Source organism: Dyadobacter sp. AC419 (genome assembly GCF_979253085.1).
The window spans coordinates 21,887-44,443 of record NZ_CEEDCD010000002.1 but is presented as its reverse complement, the minus strand read 5'-3'; the positions used below and the strand labels follow the sequence as shown (position 1 = coordinate 44,443).

General features: G+C 45.8%; 12 protein-coding genes, 1 other RNA gene and 1 pseudogene. 5 read left to right on the top strand and 9 right to left on the bottom strand.

The genetic code is table 11. From position 1 onward, the window contains the following. Positions 1–20: 20 nt before the first annotated feature. The 4 genes from AC0IYG_RS00285 to lpxK are packed head-to-tail and all read right to left on the bottom strand — an operon-like array spanning position 21 to position 6,626. Positions 21–2,927: a PD-(D/E)XK nuclease family protein gene (locus AC0IYG_RS00285; RefSeq protein WP_471709039.1), complete on the bottom strand. Its 2,907-nt coding sequence runs from the start codon at positions 2,925–2,927 to the stop codon at positions 21–23. Positions 2,928–2,944: 17 nt separating this feature from the next. Beyond that, positions 2,945–3,544 (bottom strand): MiaE family protein, encoded by a 600-nt coding sequence (locus tag AC0IYG_RS00280; protein WP_471709038.1) that lies wholly within the window; start codon positions 3,542–3,544, stop codon positions 2,945–2,947. Positions 3,545–3,555: 11 nt separating this feature from the next. After that, positions 3,556–5,565 (bottom strand): putative porin, encoded by a 2,010-nt coding sequence (locus AC0IYG_RS00275; protein ID WP_471709037.1) that lies wholly within the window; start codon positions 5,563–5,565, stop codon positions 3,556–3,558. 8 nt (positions 5,566–5,573) lie between these two features. Continuing rightward, positions 5,574–6,626, bottom strand: coding sequence for a tetraacyldisaccharide 4'-kinase (lpxK, locus tag AC0IYG_RS00270; protein ID WP_471709036.1), 1,053 nt, complete (start codon positions 6,624–6,626; stop codon positions 5,574–5,576). Positions 6,627–6,693: 67 nt separating this feature from the next. On the opposite strand from lpxK, the gene AC0IYG_RS00265 reads away from it, so the two are divergent. Further along, complete coding sequence (locus AC0IYG_RS00265; protein WP_471709035.1) at positions 6,694–7,776, top strand: o-succinylbenzoate synthase; 1,083 nt, start codon at positions 6,694–6,696, stop codon at positions 7,774–7,776. Here the strand turns inward: AC0IYG_RS00265 and hemF are convergent. Continuing rightward, on the bottom strand, positions 7,747–8,664 hold the full coding sequence (hemF, locus tag AC0IYG_RS00260; RefSeq protein ID WP_471709034.1) for an oxygen-dependent coproporphyrinogen oxidase: 918 nt from the start codon (positions 8,662–8,664) through the stop codon (positions 7,747–7,749). The two genes, AC0IYG_RS00265 and hemF, sit on opposite strands and share 30 nt — an antisense overlap. Positions 8,665–9,041: 377 nt before the next feature. On the opposite strand from hemF, the gene AC0IYG_RS00255 reads away from it, so the two are divergent. From AC0IYG_RS00255 to ssrA, 4 genes and pseudogenes are all read left to right on the top strand, one after another. Beyond that, on the top strand, positions 9,042–12,278 hold the full coding sequence (locus tag AC0IYG_RS00255) for a SusC/RagA family TonB-linked outer membrane protein (protein ID WP_471709033.1): 3,237 nt from the start codon (positions 9,042–9,044) through the stop codon (positions 12,276–12,278). Positions 12,279–12,311: 33 nt separating this feature from the next. Continuing rightward, positions 12,312–14,076 (top strand): annotated as a pseudogene (locus AC0IYG_RS00250) (RagB/SusD family nutrient uptake outer membrane protein). 156 nt (positions 14,077–14,232) lie between these two features. Then, positions 14,233–16,542: a carboxypeptidase regulatory-like domain-containing protein gene (locus AC0IYG_RS00245; RefSeq protein WP_471709032.1), complete on the top strand. Its 2,310-nt coding sequence runs from the start codon at positions 14,233–14,235 to the stop codon at positions 16,540–16,542. A gap of 232 nt (positions 16,543–16,774) precedes the next feature. Continuing rightward, positions 16,775–17,146: a transfer-messenger RNA gene (gene ssrA, locus AC0IYG_RS00240) on the top strand. 317 nt (positions 17,147–17,463) lie between these two features. Here ssrA and AC0IYG_RS00235 read toward each other — a convergent pair. The 4 genes from AC0IYG_RS00235 to AC0IYG_RS00220 form a co-directional block, all read right to left on the bottom strand. Continuing rightward, a complete protein-coding gene (locus tag AC0IYG_RS00235) occupies positions 17,464–17,850 on the bottom strand; it encodes a hypothetical protein (RefSeq protein WP_471709031.1) in 387 nt (128 codons plus the stop codon). A gap of 198 nt (positions 17,851–18,048) precedes the next feature. Further along, on the bottom strand, positions 18,049–20,235 hold the full coding sequence (locus AC0IYG_RS00230) for a T9SS type A sorting domain-containing protein (protein WP_471709030.1): 2,187 nt from the start codon (positions 20,233–20,235) through the stop codon (positions 18,049–18,051). An 18-nt stretch (positions 20,236–20,253) separates the two neighbouring features. After that, entirely contained in the window at positions 20,254–21,300 is a 1,047-nt protein-coding gene (locus AC0IYG_RS00225) for a S41 family peptidase (protein WP_471709029.1), read from the bottom strand. A gap of 9 nt (positions 21,301–21,309) precedes the next feature. Further along, positions 21,310–22,233, bottom strand: coding sequence for a hypothetical protein (locus AC0IYG_RS00220; RefSeq protein WP_471709028.1), 924 nt, complete (start codon positions 22,231–22,233; stop codon positions 21,310–21,312). Between the last annotated feature and the right edge of the window lie 324 nt (positions 22,234–22,557).

Sequence of the window (22,557 nt, the reverse complement as noted above, 5' to 3'; positions counted from 1 at the left end):
GCTTTCTTCGTTTTTGGCCCTTACCGGCCGCATATTCCTACAAAATCACAATATTGACAAACAGCCAGATCAGGCGTCTTGCGGAACGGCACATCGGGATCGAGCAGGACATTTAAAATATCGGTTAAAATCACTTCCGACTTCGCTATAAATTCCTCAGGAGCAAGTTCTTCTGTCAAGTCCAGCGGATTTGCGATCAGGTTTTTCGGGTCGCGGAAAGAATAAAATCCGGATTTCACTGCATATTCACCAAACTCGTACACCTTTCCGCCAAGCCTCAAACCCTTCTCATCCAGCATTTTGCGATACATGAGATATTCATACATCCAAAGCTGGCGCACGTAACCCATTTTTCGGTCCGGATCGCTCCGGATCACTTCTTCACGTCGGATCGGGTCAGCTAATTTCTGTTTGCCGGTGAGTTCGACGCTGCCGGTTTTATAATCCATCACAAACAATGTGCCGTCCTCGCCCTGCTCAATGCGGTCGATTTTACCGCCAATGCGAACCGGCGTGTAACTGCCCTGCAAAATCAATTCGATGTTCGTATTGAGCGGCTGCTCAGCCGCAAGGATTTCTCTGCGTGGCTTTTGGGACATGTGATGTTTTAGAAACACAAGCACCTGATGTTCACCGATCTGATAATAGATCCGGTTAAGACCCATATCGGTCACATAACCTTTAAACTGTTCATCAAACTCGTCTCGGAGCACAAACTTGATCTGCTCCTCGGAAGGATCGGTTTTCTTCAAAAAGTATTCGTTATCAAGCCTTTCCAGAGCAGCATGCAGCCAGGTCCCGATTTTGTCCATGCCCAGTTCTTCCTCCACTTCCTCCTTTTCTTTTACGCCCACAATGTGTTTGAGGTAAAATTGCATGGAGCACCGGATGAACTCGTTCAAATGCGTAGGATAAATGCCTTTTCCAGCCAGATATTGGCGGATAACCGCAATCATGGCGTCATCTTTATGCACCACTTCGTCGAGTTCCTGCTGTGCCTTGCTTTCCAAAACAACCGTCTTGTTTGCAATGGTCAGCTGCGGATTGTATTGCGCCAGCTCGTATTCCACTTGCCTGATGAAACGACTTTGTTCGCCGCCGCCCGGTGCATCATTCGTGCTTGTATACAGCATATGCACTTCCTTCGCGCGTTGCAGCAGCCGGTAAAAGTGATAGGACATAACGGCCTCCTGATGCTGATGCGTGGGCAATCCCACCGCCTGTGCGGCGTCGTAAGGAATGAGGGAATTCTGTCTTTTGGCCTGCGGGATCATTCCTTCATTAACCGAAAGAATGATAATGCGCTCAAAATCAAGCGCCCGGGTTTCAAGCATTCCCATGATTTGCAGGTTGCTAACCGGCTCGCCGCTGAAAGGAATTTTCGTTTGTCTGATCAACTCGAACATAAATGAGCGAAGCGTCCGCAGCGTGATCAGCTCAGCTTTTTCTTCAATGGTTTGTTCAAATTGTTTCAGTAACGTGTAAAACAAATACAGATATTCCGTTTCTAGCGCATTTTTGTAATCCTTATAAACCTCGCGCAGCAACTCGATCAGCTCATAGAACGTCCGGATAACCTGCTTTGAATTGTTTTTTTGCCAATGTGTGAACAGGATCCGGAACAGGGGATGATTATCGCTCAGTCCAATCAAATCTTCACTGCTCAGAAAAACCTGATTCCCCTTTGTGATGGCCCAAAGCGTTTTCTGAATGATCGTCTGTCCATCGCTCGCTGGCGTCAGCGCCACGTATTCGTAATGCCTTATAAATGGATGGTTAAGGACTTTATTGATCGATTTATGACCAAATTTCGGGATCCGGACGAGCTGACCTTGCTTATTTTTAAACTCAACGACATTCTGCTGCAATTCGAAAATGCTGTCTATCAGCGTGTATAGCAATGAATTACGCATGGAAAGTCCCATGGTCACATTCAGGTCCGTAACACTTTCGTCCAGCGAGTAAAGCATTGGCGCGAGCAAATTTTCATCCGCAAGTACAATGGCAGTCGTCACGGGATTTTCAGGGTCGTCCAGCTCACGCATTTGCTTATATAATGCGCCTGCAACTTTGGTCTGCAATGTGGCATTTGGAACACCATAAACGGTGATGTTTTTTTCAGAACTGGTCAGATAATCTGTAGTCCAGTTCCAGTCCCCGAATGCTTTACTTTTTTGATATTCCCTGAGACTTTTTCCCGCTTCAACACCAACATTATCAGACATATAATAGCGATCCGTGTCCCAGAGAACTTCCGCTTTTCCTGCTTTTATCAATGCCGTTACAATCACTTTTTCCGATTCCGTGAATGCATTGAAGCCAGCAAAATAGAGCTTTTCAAAATCACTTTTTTCAACCAAAAGCCGCATTACATCTTCCGCAACTTCCCGATAAGCCATGCCGCGGTAAGCTTTGCCTTTGGCCAATAACCTGCTCCGGAATGAAATATAGACCTTATTAATGTTCTCAAAAAGAGAGAAATATTGCTTTGTGCCGCCTTCCGTCTGGAATGTTTTACCCGCAGGCATGCTTTCCTGCCACCGGTTAATGGCGTGCGCTTCTGTCAGATATTCGAAGAGAAACGGCGTTTTCACCAGATATTGATCAATTTTATCCAGGTCGTTCAGCAGCACGGAAGCCCATCCCATAAATCGGTCAAACTGGACATCCGGATCAATTTCCTTGAATGTTTCGTAAAGGTCAAACAGCAAATGGACCGGATCTTCGATTTCAAGCGTGCAAATGCTTTCGACAAAATCGTCCACAGCCACCACATTCGGGCTCATAATGGCCTCGGTGGTTTCCTTGGCCAGTTCCTGCATCAGAAAGAAGGCCGCCCTGCGCGTGGGGACAATAATATTCACCCTTTCCAGCGCGGTGTGGTTGCTGAGAATGTGTTTTGCAACAAGATTCAGAAAGGATTGCATGCTATTTAAAACGGATGTTAATGAATACGATCGCCACGTGGCGTGAGCGATTTCATGATTTCGGCTTCGTGGTGAAGCAATTCTTTCCAGCGGCTTCTTACTTCGACGACCGGCAGATATTTTTCGGCGAGCTCGATAAATGTTCTGTAATGCCCGGCCTCGGAAACCATCAGTTCCCGATAAAACTTTTGCAATGATTCGTCTTCCAACGACTCGGATAATAATTTGAAACGTTCGCAGCTTCTGGCTTCAATCAGTCCGCAAATGAGCAGCCGGTCCAAAAGCGACTCTTCGTAATCGCCTTTGTTTCTCACAAGCTTCATCAGCTGACCTACATATTCATCTTTCCGCTGCCGGCCCAATGCAATGTTCCGCTTGCGCAATTCTTTCAAAACACGTTGAAAATGGCCCCATTCTTCCGCAACAATCGGCGTAAGCACTTCGACCAATTCGACTTTTTCCGGATAATGCACGATGAGGGAAATGCAGCTGGAAGCAGCTTTTTGCTCACAATAAGCATGATCAATCAATATTTCGCCGATCTGCATGGCAGCAATATTGGTCCAGCGCGGATCAGTCGGAAGCTCTAATCCCAATGTTGTCAGTGATACGGCCATAGGATTATGATTTAGTCGAACAAAGGCCAGTTAATCCCGAAAGAAAAGGATCTCGCCAAGCCAAGATATGCTGGCGCGACATAATATCCCTTTGGAAAAAGGCCAAAATTCCCGCCCTGGTTCAAATAAGACATTTTGAAAAACAACCGCACACGCGTAATGCGCACATTCGCGAAGCCGTCCACGATCACATTGTCGCCGAGGCGGAAGTTGTTTTGTAAGTGAAATTGCTGTGTGATCGGCATATAGTCGTCCGCCAGATAACCCGAGCGATAGCGTGCAGCCAAGCCAAGCTGGATGAAAAGGACTTTGGCATACACAAAATCAAACGTTGCCTCGCCGCTTGCAAACAAAGCCGGAACCCGCACGACATCCTTATTATCATTCAGCGTCAGGAAGCCCATGCCCGTAAAATTCCATCGTTTCAGGTTTATACTTGAATTAAAACCAACCCTTAACAAGCGGAAACCAGCATTCAGCTGTTTTGGCAATGCTAATGTATCGTAATAAATGTAGTCGTTGACCTGATGGATCTGGATTTCGGGAATAAATGAGATCTTCTTCGTTTTTAAAGGAAGCGACGCATAAATTGTCTGCACTTTGGTTGGATCAAAGTTGTTGCGCCAGTCAAAATGATTGCTCAGATAGCGTTGTACCAAAAGATCCGGAGCAGTTTGAATGCTCTGAAAACCAGCTTTTCCCCAGCGCGTGTTCAGTTCGCCTTTCAAACGATATTCCACATTGGCTGCAAGATTGAGATCTGCTTCGGCGGTCAAATATTGAACAGAATCTTTGAGATAATAGCCTAGCCAAGCGCCCAGAATGTTGTCAAACCGCAAACCCGTCTTATAAGTCGTATAAGTTTCGCCAATCTCATTGCCCAGTTGCGTCGCGCCGCGCATGCTGTAAAAGCGCTGCCGGAGAAATGCACGATAATTAAATCCGGAATAAAATCCTTTGACACCGATTTTATTGTCAAAAAGCCTGTAATAAATATCCTGACGCGTTTTTTCGAGATCATATTTCGCTGCCGGGTAAACTTCCTTTTCCAGTCCCCGGGTTATGTCCAGGTCCGTGTAACGATCAATTACGGTCGAATAATCCGCTTGTTGAAACACCTGGAAACCATTCGCAAGCCGATATTGCTGGTAAATGTGCAGCCCCTGACGCCGTTCCCACGAATTGGCATCGTCACTGATCCGCGCCGCGCCGTCATAACTGTATTTTTCAACAACACTGTCCTGGCCAACATTGGGAATGACTCCGCCTTGTTCGCGCACTTTCTGGTTCATGTGCCTGTAATGTGCGAGGATCAGGTATTTTTTGTTTTTGGAAAAAAAGCTGGTGTGCGCAAGCAGCTGCCAGTTTTGTCCGAGAAAAGCGCCCGAATTCAATGTGTTAACAAAGCCGTATTGCTTGTTTGAGGTCAGCCTGCGAAAGCCTAGTCCGAAGTTGAAGCGGGAGTGGACATTCTGGGTGTAGGAAAAGCTTCCTAGTGACGTTTTGCGAGCCCCGGAAATGAAATTGAGCTCCGTATGCTGCGACTTGGTGTCCATATACTGCACTTCCTCCGGCTTGATCGCATATGCGTCATAGGCCCGGAATCCCAGCTGCGTGCCAATGTCCTGGCGGGGTTCAAACAACAGGTTTCTGGTCGCCGTCACCGTGTTGCCAAGATCCGTCAGTTTTCCCCAGGATTTGTCAACAGGAGTCCAGCGGTGGAAGTTGGTAAGGTTCGTGTCCACGCGATAGCGCAAGGAATCGCGGTTGTTCAGAATGTCGTTTTCGAAGTAATGCAGCGTAGTTTTCGGACCGTAAATGTTCTTGGTGCTGTCGTCCAGAATCGCGCCGCCGGGCTTTGGCGAGCTTGTTCCTCCTTGCTGCTGTCCCCGGGTGTTGCCGCCGCCCGTGCCTCCTGGCATTTGCATTCCGCCCGGCATCCGCACCTGCGCAACTGCCGTTGGGTTAAGGAAAATGAAACTGGCTGCTAAACAAAGTATTATATATAAAACAAATCTCATAGAGGAAACTATCGTTCTGCGCGAAATAGGTGATCGGTGTGACTGAAAATCCACTCTTGGAAGCGCGCTGTATCGTTGCCAAAATCCACTTTGACAGGAATATAGGCAAATTTCCCTGCCACCTGCAACGCCTCAACCAATGGCTTTAACTTGACCATATCCTTTTCGGTTGTTACCACAAAAGTATCGCTTTTTAAGTTCTTAATCAGTTCTTCGACGTCGTGAGCGGTGTAATTATGGTGATCCCGAAATACAACCTGTTCTGTAACGTCAAACCGGGCCTCCAGATGTGCAGCGAAGGGCAAAGGATTTGCGATTCCAGCCGCCATTTTAACTTTCTTTAACGAAACATGGCCTCCCGCATAACTCACCGGTCCGGCATAGTCAAGAAATGAGAAGAAAACAGGCGTTTGCGGCTCGCTATATTGGCGGATCTGCTTAATTATTTCAGCCTTAACGTTGGAGTCCAGCAGGGCAGGAGACTTTGTTACAATAACAGCGCTGGCTCTTTTAGCGCCATTTCTGCGTTCACGCAGGCGGCCGGCCGGGAAGGGTAAATCTTTGTAAAACGGCCTTTCGAAATCATTCAGAAGCAGATTAATGTCACGCGCGATGGCTCTGTGCTGAAATGCATCGTCGAGCAAAAGCAGTTTGATTGCCGGATTTACCAATGCGATATTTTCGGCCCCCGCAACGCGATTTTCGGAAACGGCAACCAGCACATCCGGGCTGAATTTCCTGAAATATTGTGCAGGCTCATCGCCAATGTCATCAGGCGTTGAAGTTTTGTCGGCCAGGCGGTAACCTTTCGTTTTGCGTCCGTAACCGCGGCTCAAAATGGCTGTCGGGACTTTGTCTGCAAACAGGTTGGTCAGATATTCAGTAACTGGCGTTTTGCCGGTTCCGCCGACGGTGAGGTTGCCAATTGAAATGACAAATTGAGCAGGTTTCCTGGAAGAAAATAATTGGTGATCGTAACACAGATTACGCAGGTCGGTGATGAAACCATAAACCCATGAAAACGGCGTTAAAGCGATTTTTATCCAATCATGTTCTTTCATAACTGGTGCATAATTACGTATTTTTTGCCTAATATTGTGCCCCGAAAAAATCTGACACCGCAAAAATATGCCGTTAAAAATTGTGTATAAGCCCTACACGCTGCATTTTCGTAATGAAGCGCGCACCTCTCGCGGGGTCCTTACACAAAAGACTTCCTGGCTTATCAAAATCACTGATAATGAGCAGCCCGGCATAGCAGGTTACGGAGAATGCGGCCCGCTGCCCGGTCTGAGCGTTGACGACCTGCCCGATTTTGAACAGCAGCTTGCAGCCGTTTGCGACCTCTTCAATGAAATGGATCTGGACGTTTTTCCCTTCAATCTCGGCATTATTTTAGACCAGGTTATTCCGCAGCATTTACCATCCGTTCGTTTTGGAATTGAAATGGCTTTGCTGGATATTATGAACGGCGGGGAAAGAGTTCAGTTTAAAAATGCATTTTCAAAAGGCGAGAGCGGCATTTTAATGAACGGGCTGATCTGGATGGGATCTTATGAAAACATGTCAGAACAGGTGGAAGCCAAGCTTGCACAAGGATTTTCGACATTGAAAATGAAAGTCGGCGCAATCAATTTTGATCAGGAATGCCGCATTCTGGAATCGATCCGTAACAAGTTTGACAAAGATAACATTACGCTTCGCGTGGACGCAAACGGTGCTTTTGGCGCGGAAGACGTCGATTTTAAGCTGAAAAAACTTGCCGAATATGACTTGCATTCGATTGAACAGCCGGTAAGGCAAGGGCAGCATGCGCTTATGCAGGAATTGTGCGTTTCTTCGCCCGTTCCGGTTGCATTAGACGAGGAACTGATCGGCATATTCGATTACCGCGAAAAATTTGCCCTGCTGAAAAAGCTGATGCCGCCTTTTATCATTTTAAAACCAACATTACTGGGCGGTTTCCGGCACACAGCCGAATGGATCGAAATCGCTAACCGCCTGAACATTGACTGGTGGATCACATCTGCATTGGAATCGAACATTGGACTGAGCGCCATCGCCCAGTTTACGGCTTCCTATAACAACCCGCTCCCGCAAGGTCTGGGAACGGGACAGCTTTACACGAATAATTTCGAGTCACCGCTGGTTGTAAAAGATGGTTATCTGATTTATGACAAATCAGGAAGCCCAATTCAGCCCTTTTTTTAACAAGTTCAAAGTCTTCTCTTCCTCAGATCCCGGCTCCGGCTGGAAATTATATTCCCAATTAGCCTGCGGTGGCAAGCTCATCAATATCGATTCCGTTCTGCCATTGGTTTCAAGGCCAAACTTGGTTCCACGGTCCCAAACCAGGTTAAATTCCACATAACGTCCGCGGCGCAGGAACTGCCATTGTTTTTGCCTTTCCGTAAAAGGCTCATTCCGGTGCTTTTGCATGAGTGTCGTATAAACCGGTGCGAAAGATTCGCCGATCGATTTTACAAACTCAAAAATCTGATCTTTTGAAAGTCCGTGCGCATTGCCATTGTCAAGCGGCTTCATATAATCGAAGAAAACGCCGCCAATGCCGCGTGTCTCATTGCGATGCAGAATGTAAAAATAATCATCTGCCCACTGGCTGAACTTCTCGTAAAATTCCGGATGGTGAATGTCACAAGCAGATTTTAATGTCTGGTGAAAAAATCGGGCATCCTCTTCCACCACATAATGCGGGGTGAGATCAATGCCGCCGCCAAACCAGCAGGTGCCGTTGCTCAGCTCAAAATAGCGCACATTCATATGTATAATAGGAACGTGTGGATTTTTGGGATGCATCACAATCGAAACGCCCGTTGCTGTGAAATGAAAATCGTCATTTTCACCCAGGTTCATTTGCTGCCGAAGCCGCGGGTGCACTTCGCCCCGCACGCTCGAAAAATTGACACCGCCCTTTTCCAGGACGTCACCATTCTGAATTAAACGGGTCCTTCCGCCACCGCCTGAATGATGTTCCCAAAGGTCTTCAACAAACTTTGCCGAGCCGTCTGTTTCTTCAATTGCCTGGCAAATGTGATCCTGCAATGACTTAAAATAATCCTCTATTTCTTCAACCTTCATACATGTCCGTTATTACGCAGACAAAAATACGACAAATCCGAAAATAGCGCGGTTTACATTCGCCCGCCCAAACCGGGATATTCCTAATTTCTCTAAGCTTTTGGTATAAAAACAAGAATAGGAAAATTTAATGTTCGAATCGTTATAAAAAAGTACACAATTGGTTACTTATTGACCGAAAAATAATCCGGAACGACCGTTGCAAGTTTATATTGCCAATAACGATGCGATTCGCTTGCTATCTTTGAATTTTTCTATAATTTGCAAATAATAGCCTATTTTACTCTCAGAAGCCCATTTCTACCCAACTCTGTGTAGTAACAGCAGGTTACAACTTCTTCCTTTTTTATTAATATTTTAACAAACCCGAACAGTTAATGAAAAAAAATCTTTACCTGACTTTCTTATTGTGTTTCGGAGTGCTCCATGTGTGGGCGCAGAACACTTTGAGCGGACGCATCACGGACGCGTCTGAAAATGTGCCCCTCCCAGGGGTGAGCGTTCTCTTAAAAGGAACAACCATGGGAACAACCACCGACGCGGATGGTCGTTTCTCACTTACTACTCCCTCAAAAACCGGGACGCTTGTCGTTTCCTACATCGGTTATTTTACCCAGGAAGTGGAGATTGGAAACCGCAGCACCATTGACATTGGCATGAGCGCTGACGTAAAAGCACTTACGGAAGTGGTGGTGACCGGTTACGCCGCGCAGCGTAAAAAGGACATTACCGGTGCTGTAACCGTCATTAACACAAAAGAACTGACCGCTGTGCCTTCTGCCAGTGTAACGCAAATGCTGCAAGGACGTGCCGCGGGTGTTACGGTCGGAAATGACAACTCGCCGGGTGGTGGAACAATGGTCCGGATCCGTGGTTTTGGTTCGATCAACAACAACAGTCCGCTGTATGTAATTGACGGTGTGCCTACGCAGGGAACATTGAACCAGCTGAACCCGAATGATATCGAGTCGATGCAGGTTTTGAAAGATGCTTCTGCTGCATCTATTTACGGTGCGCGTGCTGCCAACGGTGTTGTCATCATCACCACCAAAAAAGGAAAGCAAGGCGATCCGAGCATTACATTTGACTTTTACACAGGCACACAGCGACCTGGTAAAATGCTGGATCTGTTGAACACGAAAGAGTTAGGTCAATATTTGTATCAGTCGGATTTGGGGGCTGGTAAAAATCCTTCGGCAACTTCACCTTCGGTTCAGTACAAGTTTGATGAGAACGGCAACCAGACGATCGCGGACTACATTTATCCGAACGTTTATGGCGAATTGCCTTCCAACTACACTTATACGAACGACATTGCGGATCCCGCTCTTGGTAAAACAGCCTTCAACATTACAAAGGCTAACAAAGAAGGAACGGACTGGCAAGATGTAATTTTCGATCCGGCTCCGATTTCCAATTATCAGATAGGAGCAAGCGGTGGTTCGAAATCTGCAAAATATGCGATCTCTGCCAACCATTTCAAGCAGAATGGTATTTTAAGATACACCAAATACAAAAGATATTCTGTTCGCGCCAACACGGAATTCACAAAAGGAAAAATCACAGTAGGAGAGAACCTTACATTCTCTTACGATGAAAGACAAGGCATTACAAACAATGATGAAGGTAACCCGATCATGTTTGCGATCCGCGTTCACCCGATCATTCCGGTGTTTGACATTACAGGCGGACCAGCTGCATTGGGCGGCACAAACACATCTGCTTATAACGGATTTGCAGGAAGCCGCGGAAGTAACCTGGGTAACGCGCCAAACCCGCTTGCACGTCTTTATCGTGAACAAGACAACATTACAAGAGGCACGCACGTGTTTGGAAACATGTTTGCACAGGTTGATATCTTGCCAGGATTGGTTGCGCGCACAAGTTTTGGTCTTGAATACAATCAAACAAACCGCTCTGAGTATTTCCACCGCGACATTGAAGCAGCGGAGTCCAGAAACGCAAACAACCTGAACGTTATCAATAACTTAGACCGATCGATCACTTGGTTTAACACATTGAATTATGCGAAAACATTTGGCGTGCATAACTTCAATATTTTGGTCGGAACGGAAGCTGTTAAAACCTATTTTGCCGCTTTCCAGGCAACTAGGAGCGGATTTGCGTTTGACGACCTTGACTATCGTTACCTGGATGCAGGTTCGGCGTCCGGTTTGGCCAATGCAGGTGCGGGTGCTGAAAGAACAGCGCTTTTCTCACAATTTGGTAAAATCAACTACGGTTATAAAGAGCTTTTACTGGCTGACTTTACATTGCGTCGCGATGGATCTTCCCGCTTCTCGGAAGCGAACCGTTATGGTGTATTCCCTGCATTCTCGGTGGGTTTAAGGATGACCGAACTTGAATTCATGAAGCCAGCGAAGAAGGTTTTGGACGATCTGAAAATTCGTTTTGGCTGGGGTAAAACCGGTAACCAGCTGATCCCGAACGTTTACAATGCGTACACTTTGTATGCACCGGATCCACAGAACAATGCTTACGATATCAACGGAACAGGGACGTCGATCGTCGGTGGATTTGACCTTGTGCAGTTTGGTAACAACAATGGTAAATGGGAAACCAACACGTCAACCAACATTGGTCTTGACGCGGTGTTGCTGAATGGTAAACTTGAATTTGTGCTTGACGTCTACAACCGTAAAACAACGGATATGCTGACCCAGATCGCCATTCCAAGAACGGCCGGAACAGGAACGATCCCTTATACAAACATTGGTGAAGTGAGCAACAAAGGTTTTGACATCGGTCTTAACTTCCGCGACAAAAAAGGTGATTTCTACTATGCAGCAGGCGTGAACTTTGGTCACTATAAAAATGAGGTGATCAAGCTGAACAATGACCCTAACGCGACAATTTTCGGATTTTCAACGCGCCTTCCGGCCATGTCCGCTTCCAAAGCAGGTTATCCGATTGCCAGCTATTACGGCTATTTTGTTGACGGCGTAATCAAAGATCAGGCAGAAGCGGATGCAGCTCCAAAATTCGGCTCGTATACACGTGAAGGAACATTCAAATTCCGCGACGTGAATGGCGACGGCATCATTACTGCCGCTGACCGCACGATTATTGGCAGCCCGCACCCTGATTTCAACTATGGTGTGAACCTTAATGTTGGTTACAAAGCATTTGATTTGACTGTGTTTGGCCAAGGAGTTCAAGGCAACGAAATCTTCAATTATGTTAGATATTGGACTGATTTCAACGTTTTCCAGGGTAACAGATCGAAAGATATGCTTTACAATTCCTGGAAAAAACCAGGTGACGACGCCAAGTTGCCACGCCTTAACTCAGGTGACGCGACCAGCCAGCAGGTTTCTTCTTACTTCCTGGAAGACGGTTCTTATTTCCGTGTGAAAAACGTTCAGCTGACTTACACTTTGCCGGTTAAGTTGCTGAAAAGAGTGAAAATCGCGTCTGCGCAGGTTTATCTGCAAGGACAAAACATGTTCACATTCACCAAATACACGGGACTTGATCCGGACATTAACCTGAGAAGATCCGGTAACAACAACGAAGACAAGCACATGGGTGTGGATGAAGGTGCTTATCCGGTTTCTAAATCCTATCTGGTGGGCTTACGCTTTGGTTTCTAATCCTCTGACATTCACGAAATTTCAATTATTACAATGAAAAAAATAACCATATTAATCGTTCTGATCGGAATGAGCTTTTCGTGCTCTGACAGCTTTTTCGATCTGAAACCACAGGGCCGCGCGTCTATTGAACAGCTAAGTAATAAAAACGGAGTAAATGCCTTGCTAATAGGCGCTTACTCGCTGGTTGATGGCGTTGGTTCAGGAAATACAGGCCGTCAGTCGACGGTTTCCAATTATGTTTTTGGTGGGATTGCGAGCGATGACGCAGTGAAAGGAACCGATGCAGGTGACCAGCCAGAACAGTCTTTCATCGAGCAGTACAACTGGCTTTCGGACAACACTTATTTCCTGGGCAAATGGTGGCACCAATATGACGGCGTTGCCAGATGTAACGAAGTAATTCAGATCGCTACAAGTGATTTGATTAAGGATATGACCGAAGCGGAAGTGAATCAGGTTGTTGCAGAAGCGCGTTTTTTGAGAGGCTTCTTCCATTTTGAGGCTAAAAAAATGTGGAACAACATTCCTTTCATTGACGAAACAATCTACGTGTCTGCTGATCCGAATTCGACCAAAGTTCCAAACACGGAAGATGTGTGGCCTAAAATTGAAGCAGATTTCAAATTCGCCGCTGACAACCTTCCGGCCGTTCAGGCACAAAAAGGAAGAGCAACACAATGGGCAGCTAAATCTTTTCTGGGCAAATCATTTTTGTTCCAAAAGAAATTTGCTGAGGCAAAAACAGTGCTGGATGACGTGTTGAAAAACTCTGGCAAAAAACTCGTTGCTAACTATCACGACAATTACAGAACAACCGGAAACAACAATACGGAGTCTATTTTTGAAGTGCAGTTTTCTGTAAATGATGGAACAAACGGAAACAATGGTAACGCGGGTGACAACCTCAACTGGCCATATTCTGCCGGTGCACCGGGACGTGGCTGCTGCGGATTTTCACCAGGCTTCTCACAACCTTGTGAATGCATTCAAAACTGAAAACGGACTGCCCATGATTGGTGCCGCTGCGGACGGAACATTGGATACATATAATAAAGTGGATCTTCCAAATGATCAGGGAATTGTTAGCTCGGCTGCATTTACGCTTGACAAAACAGTTCCGGTTGATCCTCGTCTTGACTGGACAGTAGGCCGCCGCGGCGTTAACTTCCTGGACTGGGGCCCTATGCCGGGTTCAGCCTGGATTCGCGATCAGGTTTATGCGGGACCATTTACGGGTAAAAAATGGATGTATTATCTGGCAGAAGAAAACAGCACAACGCACTCGACCAGCAAGCGTAACGTGAACAACAACTTCCGCATGATCAAACTGTCGCACGTAATATTGTGGCTGGCGGAATGTGAAGTTGAGTTGGGAAACCTGGCTGTTGCAGAAGGACTTGTAAATCAAATCCGTTTTCGTGCCAAAACAGGTTCTGTTCAGGATGCATCGGTAACTTACAAAGTAGAGCCCTATCCGGCAGGAGCATTCGCAGGAAAAGGCGCTGATTATGCAAGAAATGCCGTTCGCATGGAGCAAAGACTGGAATTCGCAATGGAAGGCCACCGTTTCTTTGACCTGGTTCGCTGGGGAATTGCGGCGAAAGTGCTGAACAAATATGCTGCTGAGGAAGCTGCTCCTGGCAAAGAACCATCTGGCCGCACTTTCAGCAAAAGAGGTTATATGGCTGGCAAAACCTTTACAGACAAAAACAACTTTTATCCACTGCCACAGGACGAAATCCTGAACAGCCAATTGGATGGTAAGCCCACATTGACCCAGAATCCGGGTTATTGATGGATTGAAATAGCAATGATGTATAGCAAACCTTATCGGGGCGGCCAATCGGTCGCCCTGTTTTTTTATATAACAAAAATGGAGATCAACAGGTAAGTAAGCAGTTACAGGCTACTTTTGCGGTTACAATTCAGTTTCACCTGGTTATTATTTTGTATGCTTCGTGTTTTACTTTTCTCTTTGTTTTGCTCCATATCATCATTTGCACAAACCTACACTTCAACAATCCGCGGAACGGTTAAGGACGCGGATACGGGTTTGCCGCTTGGCAACGCTTCCGTAACGATAAATGCAACGGGCCAAGGCGCCAGCGCCAATGAGGCCGGCGAATTCCGCTTTGATCAGGTGCCAGTCGGGAGATATGTTTTGACCGCGTCATTCCTCGGTTATGAATCCGTATCCATTCCTGAAATTCTGTTGGAATCGGGAAAAGAAAATGTGCAGCAGATCCGGTTGCATTCCGTTGGAAAACAGCTCAATGAAGCCACAATCACTGCTTCCCGGCCGCTTGCTTTTAACAGCATTCAAGCCATAACCATCGAGCAAACACTCAGATATGCAGCCACTTACATGGATCCTGCGCGCGTAGCAACCTCATTTCCAGGCGTTGCCGCAGCCAATGATCAGGCAAATGGACTGGTGATCCGAGGCAATTCTCCCAACAGCATGCAGTGGCGACTCGAAGGCGTTGAGATTGTCAATCCCAATCATTTATCCAACGCAGGCACATTCAGCGACCGGCCCACATCAACGGGTGGGGGAGTGAATATTTTGAGCACGCAGCTTCTGGGAACTTCGCACTTCTTATCAGGCCCGTTCCCTGCTCAATATGGCAATGTTACGGGAGGCATTCTGGACATGCAACTGCGAAATGGCAATGACGAAAAAACCGAATTCACTGCGCAAGCCAGCTTACTAGGCCTTGATTTTGCAGCCGAAGGGCCATTTTCCAAAAAATCCAAAGCATCATATCTCATCAATTACCGCTACTCTTTCACCGGTCTGCTCGGGGCGGCTGGTGTTAAGTTTGGAGGAGAGGATATTCGCTTTCAGGATTTGTCTTTTAATGTTAATCTTCCCGCTGGCAAAGCTGGAACATTTAAAATATTCGGTATAGGTGGTTTGAGTAGCAATGATTTTAAATCTGAGGGAGACAGTGCGACATGGGAATTTCGCAAAGACGGATATAACATTCTTTACAAAAATAAAATGGGCGCTGCGGGCGTAACGCATGACTTTCCGTTGAGCAGAAATGCTTCTTTACGATCAGTTGTAGTGTTTTCCGGGCTGCGCACTTCCAGAAATGAAGCTCCGGTTTTTAATACGCCAGCTACACCGGATGAGCTAGGCGAAGATTTGATGGAGAAAAAAAAGCTTTCAGTAAGTTCCGTTTTGAATGCTAAGGTCGGACTCCGCAGCCGGTTCAATGTTGGCGGATATTTAACTTACCAAAAAGACCATCTGTTTCCATATTATTCTTTCGGCGGAATCAACAGTTTGGTTTTCCAGCCCTTTGCTTCATTAAGCTTCCAGGTGTCTCCGAAAATTTCTGGTAAAGTCGGCGTTCATATGCTGTTAAGTAAGATAACTGAGCCAGAAGCGAAGTCCAATGTGTCCGTTGAACCAAGGGTTGCATTCCAATGGCAGGTGAGCGAAAAGCAGCAACTGACATTATCCTATGGACTACACAGTCAGATGCAGCAACCGCAGGTTTACCTTGCTGAATATGTTACGACAGACGTTTCGGGGAACCTGCATTTAAAACCGGCCAAGTCCCATCATTTGGTTTTCGGTTATCAGAGGAATTTCGAGAAAGATGCCAGCATCAAAGTGGAAGCATATTGGCAGGAACAGTTCGACATTGCAATCGGAGATCGTTTCGAGCCCAACTTTTCTGCGCTGAACATGATTGAGAACCGGATTTTATACAAGCTCATCAATGGTGGAAAAGGGCGCAATTATGGCGTTGAAGCAACCTATCAAAAGATGCTGACTAAACAATATTACATGTTAATATCAGGCTCGCTTTACGACGCAACATTCGTTGCAAATGATGGTGTTCGACGCGATAGCAGATATAATGGGCGGCATACATTCAGCTTAACGGCTGGAAAAGAGTTTACAGTCGGTGAACGCGGTATCTGGGGTGTGAATGCTAAAATCCTCTGGCTTGGAGGTTTCCGTGACACGCCGATTGATTTGGCCGCATCTCAAAAAGCATTAGCGACAGTTTACGCCAAAAACGTAGATTTCTCGTATAAAATGAAAGATTATTTCCGCCCTGATCTCCGTATTTATTGGAAAAAAAGCAATGTGCGATATAGCCGCACAATTGCTTTTGACCTGCAAAATGTCTCCGGCACTAAAAATGAGGCATTCAAATATTACGACACATTGAAAAAGGACATCGTCACCCAATATCAGCTTGGATTGATTCCTGTGCTGAGTTATCGTTGGGAGTTTTAAATGAGCGGCTCAATGCTCGACCGGTTTTGAATGTAATGTTTGCAAGCTGGATTGTAATGTATTTCATCTCAGCGGGTTAGGTCATTAGGTTGCATTTAAGGATAAATTACTGCCACTTTTTACGAACTTTTTGAGCTGAAAGGTTGTAACTTACAATGCAATCAAACTTCGCAATGGCGCTTGGTGAACTACAAAAGCCGATCGCCAAAAGCTGAAAGCCGATAGCCCAAACGGGGGTGACTGGAATTGACAGCGGGCTGAAGGTCTGTGTGTAAGCATGTCGGGAGTTGAGATTACCTCCCGTAAATAATGGTCTCAAACAATATCTGGCGAATCTAACTACGCCATGGCTGCTTAATCCGGAGGATTAACCAAATGCCATCATCTCTCCACCCCACGTGCTGCCGGGTGGGTCCAGAGGTGTCGAACCGCAGCGCTGGTTGGTATATTGATGCGTAAAACCAACAAGACACTAGTATCTAAGGCTTAGACGCGGGTCCGCCGCGAACCTTGTCTGGCCCGACAATCTAATCGAGGATAAGCATGTAGAAGGCGCAGGGTTTCCCTGATCTGGACCGGGGTTCGACTCCCCGCATCTCCACTGATTGAAAAATCAAAACTTACAAAAACCCGCAAAATCAATTTGCGGGTTTTTTGTTATCCGCAGATTTCGCATTGAAACCCGAGGGACGAATTAGGGACTGAGAAAAATACGGGAAAGTAAGTATTTGAAAATAAGTTGATTAGAGATGGATTTCGAATCCCTCCATCTCCACTGATTGAAAAATCAAAATTACTTAAAAGCCCGTAAATCAATGATTTGCGGGCTTTTTGATTTTAAATAAAAAAATGAAAGCAAGTCTTCTGAATCTTTGGATTCATCGAACGATTCTTATGTGTGCCTATGATCTCAACACACTCTTAAATTTCAATTAGCTTTTCTGTGCCGTAAATTACTGTTCCGTCTCCTAGCTTGGCATACGCGCGGTAATAAATGTTTCGACTTGGAAAAAAACCAACATGAGAAACATTCCCTTTAGGAAAAACAACGTTAACAACGTCGGCACCGTCCACGTTTAGGGCATCACCTGACAGGGTTTGACTGTAGATATTGCCGTACTCTACTGCTGGTACTGAGCCAAGCTCAATCCATTTTATTCCAAAGATCATATTGTCACTGAATGAGTCTTCTATATAGGCCGTTTCGGTTTCAATCACCGGGCGAACCGAAGGAATGTCATGGTCCGTGCAAGAGAAGCTTAAAAGAAAGAACGCAACAAAAAGCAGATTTAAACAAATTTTGTTCATAATGGAAGTTGTAATAGTTTGAGTTGAGCCGTAAAAATTAAAATACTGTAAGTCTAAAATGTTTTTGGTCTAGGAGGCAGTTATGTGTCCCAGATGTTAAATTTTGATACCACAGTTTGAATGGTACTAACCAATAAATTGTAACTAGGGAGGCCTAGATGCAATCCCTAAATAAAGGTGGGTCAGCAAAAGGGCCATTTATTTAAATGATTGTTTTAGTATTTTCAAAGTTTGAGTGTGTGTGGCGGTGCTGACCCGCAGCAAGTAAATTCCGGTTTGTTTCTGGGCCATCGGGATTGTTTCCTGATAAGTGCCGGTTTCGGCAGTCACCACTTTATCCAGGATCGTCCGGCCCGAGACGTCTAGCAGCTGCAGCCTCACTTTTTCATGTTCTGCTCCTTCAATTTTAACAGCAAATTGATCATCCACCGGATTTGGGTAAGAAGTAGCGGTGAATGCAGGTTTCACGGTTCCTTCTTCGGCAGCATTTTCGTCCATGTCGGTTTGACCTACCCTAAACTGAGCTTCCTCGAGTGGCGAATCCGGAGTATCAGGATAAAAGAGACGGTCAACCGATTTGACCAAAGCCCCCGCATTTCCACCCGCCATATACAATCCATTGCCGTAGGTAATTGTATTCAGGTTTTTATAGGTGGCTGATGCCTGAACTGCCCACCAGGGATCACCTACATATCTTAAAATCTTACCGTTAGTCCCGGTAAACAAAAAATGATTGTTGAAAATTACATCTGTAAAGTCGGTCGGGCCTACGGTGACTGAGGGGGTTAGCGGTTTCCATTTTAGGCAATCGGTAGAAGTGAGGATCGTATTATTTTGTCCGGCAACAATCCATTTGTTGTATCCAAACGCGACGCCTCTCAGGTGGTTTGTTGTGCCACTGTAACAGTACGACCAGTGACTGCCATCCGGCGACGTTCCAATGAGACCGTATTGTCCGACGAGCACGAACAGTCCGTTCCCATAAGCCACGGTATTGATGGAATAAAGGGCCTTATTAGTTGATTTATGCCAAACCTTCCCATCATAAGACCAAAGAATAAGGCCATGGAGGCCGACTGCCACGAACCTGCCACTGCCAAAAGTGACCCCGATAAGATTTTGTCCGAACTCGACCTGGCGGTATGTCCAGTCTTTCCCATCCGGCGAAGTCTGGATCAATGCATCGGCCCCTACGGCTACAAATAAACCATTTCCGAAAGCAACGTCATGAATGGATTTTGTGCCACCGACCAGCTTCACCGTTTTTCCGACCGTAAATCTAATTCCATCTGTGGAGGCAATGGCGAGGTTGGTTTGTCCCAGTCCAGTCGCTCCGTTATCCAGCGGGGCACTCCCTACTGCTACAAAAGTGCCGTTTCCATAGGCCGCGCCATTTAGCTGCATGGTCCTGAAATTCGTGGTTTCCGAAGACCACGAATAGCCGTTGTTACTCGATGACCGGAACGTTCCCTTGCCTCCAACGGCCAGAAATGAATTTTGAAAATAGCGGACACGGTTGAAATACCAGGCCGATCCGGTTGGTTTAGGCGCGTCAGCCCAGTATTCCCCGGTAGGAGACACCAGTGCCACATTTTTGTTGGAGCAAACAGCCACAAACCGACCATTTGAAGGATTGCATTCGACACCACTTAGGGACAGCGTTTTGTCCTGGGTTGGGACTTGGTTCCAGTATTTTTCTTCCTTTGAATACAAAATAGTTCCTTTGTCACCTACGATCACCGAACCTCCGTTAGGGCGACCCGCTACGGCCCGCAACTCATTATACGTGCCCGAGTATTTCACAGACCAGTCTATGCCGTATGCAGAAGATGTTTTGATCAATCCGTTCGGTCCCACAGCAATAAAGGTGTAATCCACATAGGCAACGTCATTCAGGTCATCCAGGCCACTGGGCCGTTTTGTCCAGTTTTGGCCGTCCGGTGATGTCAGCAATGCGCCTGCTGTGCCTACGATTACGAATGTCTCGTAACCGTAGGTAATACCCTTGAATTTCTGTGTGGTGCCCATCGATTTTGCGGTCCACGAAATCCCGTCCGTAGAGGTGACGATCAAGCCAGAACTGCCGACTGCAACAAACAGGTTGTTGGCGAAAACAATACTGTATAACGTGCCACCAACGGCCAGGCCTGGCTGCAAAGTAGTCCAGGTTGCGCCGTCGGTTGAAGTGCGCATAATATTATTTTCACCCACTGCAACATATCTGCCCGCTCCGAAGGCCACGTCATTAAGCTGTTGTTCCGGGCTTACCGTGATGCCCGTCCATACAATCTGCGCATTCGCAGTGAGGATTTTTAATAATAAAAAAACAAATGTGAGTGTGTGAATGAAATAATGGAATGGTCTGGTGGTAACGATTTTTTTCATGACTAATAATAGAAGATCTTAATGTGTTTTATGCAAAATTTCTTGCGCCGCTTCAAGGGTTTTATCCACGCCGTTCAGTACATCTGATTTCTCGTTTGAACTAATAATCTTTGGGGTAATTCCAATCCCTTCGTAGCTCTTTCCGTCTGAGCCACGATAGTCGCCTACGCCCACAGTGACAATCCAGCCGTTTGGTAATTGATGGGCAATCACATCAGAAAACGCACCGGCGGTTGTTGTTCCCATATGGATTACATTGTCATTTTCTCTCATGGCAAATGTGAAGGTTTCTCCTGCGCTTATCGTAGTGGATGTGGTAAGAAGAATGACTGGTTTCGTGTATTGCGTTTTACCCGACGGTTCGACATACCACTTGGTAGCAGCTTCGAACTGGTTATGAAGGGGACCATTTCTTTTGCTGGATGTCATAAACAACTTCTTCGAATTTGCGAATCTGCCGGCTATATATTTACTCACCAGATCGGAGCCACCGCTATGGTCTCTGATATCAAATACGATCCCTTTGGTGGATGACAAGGCATTAATGGCTTTGTCCATGTTTTTTTGGTAATCGGAAAAAGATTCCTTGAATGAATCAACATGTATGTATCCAATCTCGGGTGTTAACTTACCATAACCCAATTCTTCTGAAAGCTCATGATATTCAGTAAGATATTTTTCCCGGACGACTTCGAAATCAAAATCTACCTGAGCTGGTATATGCCCGTTTTCACCGCTATTATAGTCGGTTAACTGCGGGCTGTTTGTGTAAATGTTAATGTGTTTGTCGTTCAGGACATACAACGCAGAAGAAAGTACTGAGAACAAATCTGCATCTGTTTTTGCGGCCGCTGCTCGGGATTTGTGTGACGCATATACTTCATTCCAATCGATATTTTTTACTAAGAACAAGCCGTAATGGCTGTCAAATTTTTCCCACATCGCCTGGAAGTTTTGTTCACTTGAATTATTAGCCTCATAGCCAACCATTGTTTCCTGGCACGAGCTGAGAGCGATAAGCAGGGACATTAAAACTCCTGCCAATTTGATTAATTGCGCTTTCATATTATTACATTAAAAGGTTAAACCTAGGGATAATTGATTGCCTGCCTGCGTCAGGTGATTGGGATGATAATAATGCATCCAGGAGGCTTGATACTGAATGTTCAGAGCGATACGCTTTACTATCAGCAAAGGATATTTTACTGAGAACCGCAGATTTTGAAAATGATTGAGCGTCTCAACCTTATTGTTACCCGTAAAAAATGCTCCGATACTCGACTGATCCGGTGATCCGGGCGACTGGTGATAGGGTAGGCGTGTTACAATTGAAACAAGCGGGGCCGAAAACTCAAAACTGATGGGTTTTCCATTTTGGAAAAAGTGGTCGAATCTCGCCATGGCATTTAACGAACCGTAGTTGATTACGCCAGTACTTATAAATCCGGGCACATACGTTAAACTTTCTTCCAGGCTTCCGCCCAGGTAAAAGGCATTCGTTATACTGCGCAGTTGGGGCAATTTATGTAAATAACCGAATCGCAGGTTAAAGCCTAATTGGCTTATTGAAAGTTCTTTACGTTCCACAGTTTCAATTCCATGAATATTGGTTTCCTTGGCATATATCTGAACGGCAGAACCGGAATTTGGTTTTGCCGAACCTACGAATATGTGGAGATCAGATAAAAAAACTCCGTTTTGTAACCTGCGCGAATAGCCCATTTGCAAGTCTGTCCTAAGCGACTTATACATGAGGGGAGAAGTGACAAGATCAAGCGTCTTAATAAAATTGCCACCCAGGCCAATTGTAATTTGATTTCTTTTTAATAGAAAGTCCTGGCTTTCCTGACCGTTGACCGGTAATGTAAGTAGCAGAAAAGCAACAAAAAGAAACGAACATCCACGTGAACAAATGGCTGTCTGAGTAAAAAGCTTTTCTTTCAGATCTCTGCCTTTAATTGGTAAGGCTAGACAAGACTTGGTAAAGTTAGTTTTCATGACTAATAGGGATAACATCATTTTGATTTAACGAACGGTAGTAAGCAAACGTAAACCTAGGAAAGGGTTCATACGTATCACTTGTCTTCGTTAGCACCACTTTGAGAGCTTATTCAAAAGTATCGCACTGCTTTAGTGATGGAAAATTTAACAGCATGAAGCGCAGTTATCTGGACATGAGTCGTATCCAAATCGAATCGAGTGACAGTGGCTGCCCACAACGACTCACGATCGATTAGCGGTAAATCATAGCCGAATTACAGCCACTGGTGCCAAAATTTTTGAATCAAGGCTTATGTTACCTGCACCTTTGCCTGTGACTTT

Bases quoted from the DNA above. Each gene is read 5' to 3' on its own strand.
- AC0IYG_RS00285 (WP_471709039.1), bottom strand. From the start codon at position 2,927: ATGCAATCCTTTCTGAATCTTGTTGCAAAACACATTCTCAGCAACCAC.
- AC0IYG_RS00280 (WP_471709038.1), bottom strand. From the start codon at position 3,544: ATGGCCGTATCACTGACAACATTGGGATTAGAGCTTCCGACTGATCCG.
- AC0IYG_RS00275 (WP_471709037.1), bottom strand. From the start codon at position 5,565: ATGAGATTTGTTTTATATATAATACTTTGTTTAGCAGCCAGTTTCATT.
- lpxK (WP_471709036.1), bottom strand. From the start codon at position 6,626: ATGAAAGAACATGATTGGATAAAAATCGCTTTAACGCCGTTTTCATGG.
- AC0IYG_RS00265 (WP_471709035.1), top strand. From the start codon at position 6,694: ATGCCGTTAAAAATTGTGTATAAGCCCTACACGCTGCATTTTCGTAAT.
- hemF (WP_471709034.1), bottom strand. From the start codon at position 8,664: ATGAAGGTTGAAGAAATAGAGGATTATTTTAAGTCATTGCAGGATCAC.
- AC0IYG_RS00255 (WP_471709033.1), top strand. From the start codon at position 9,042: ATGAAAAAAAATCTTTACCTGACTTTCTTATTGTGTTTCGGAGTGCTC.
- AC0IYG_RS00245 (WP_471709032.1), top strand. From the start codon at position 14,233: ATGCTTCGTGTTTTACTTTTCTCTTTGTTTTGCTCCATATCATCATTT.
- AC0IYG_RS00235 (WP_471709031.1), bottom strand. From the start codon at position 17,850: ATGAACAAAATTTGTTTAAATCTGCTTTTTGTTGCGTTCTTTCTTTTA.
- AC0IYG_RS00230 (WP_471709030.1), bottom strand. From the start codon at position 20,235: ATGAAAAAAATCGTTACCACCAGACCATTCCATTATTTCATTCACACA.
- AC0IYG_RS00225 (WP_471709029.1), bottom strand. From the start codon at position 21,300: ATGAAAGCGCAATTAATCAAATTGGCAGGAGTTTTAATGTCCCTGCTT.
- AC0IYG_RS00220 (WP_471709028.1), bottom strand. From the start codon at position 22,233: ATGAAAACTAACTTTACCAAGTCTTGTCTAGCCTTACCAATTAAAGGC.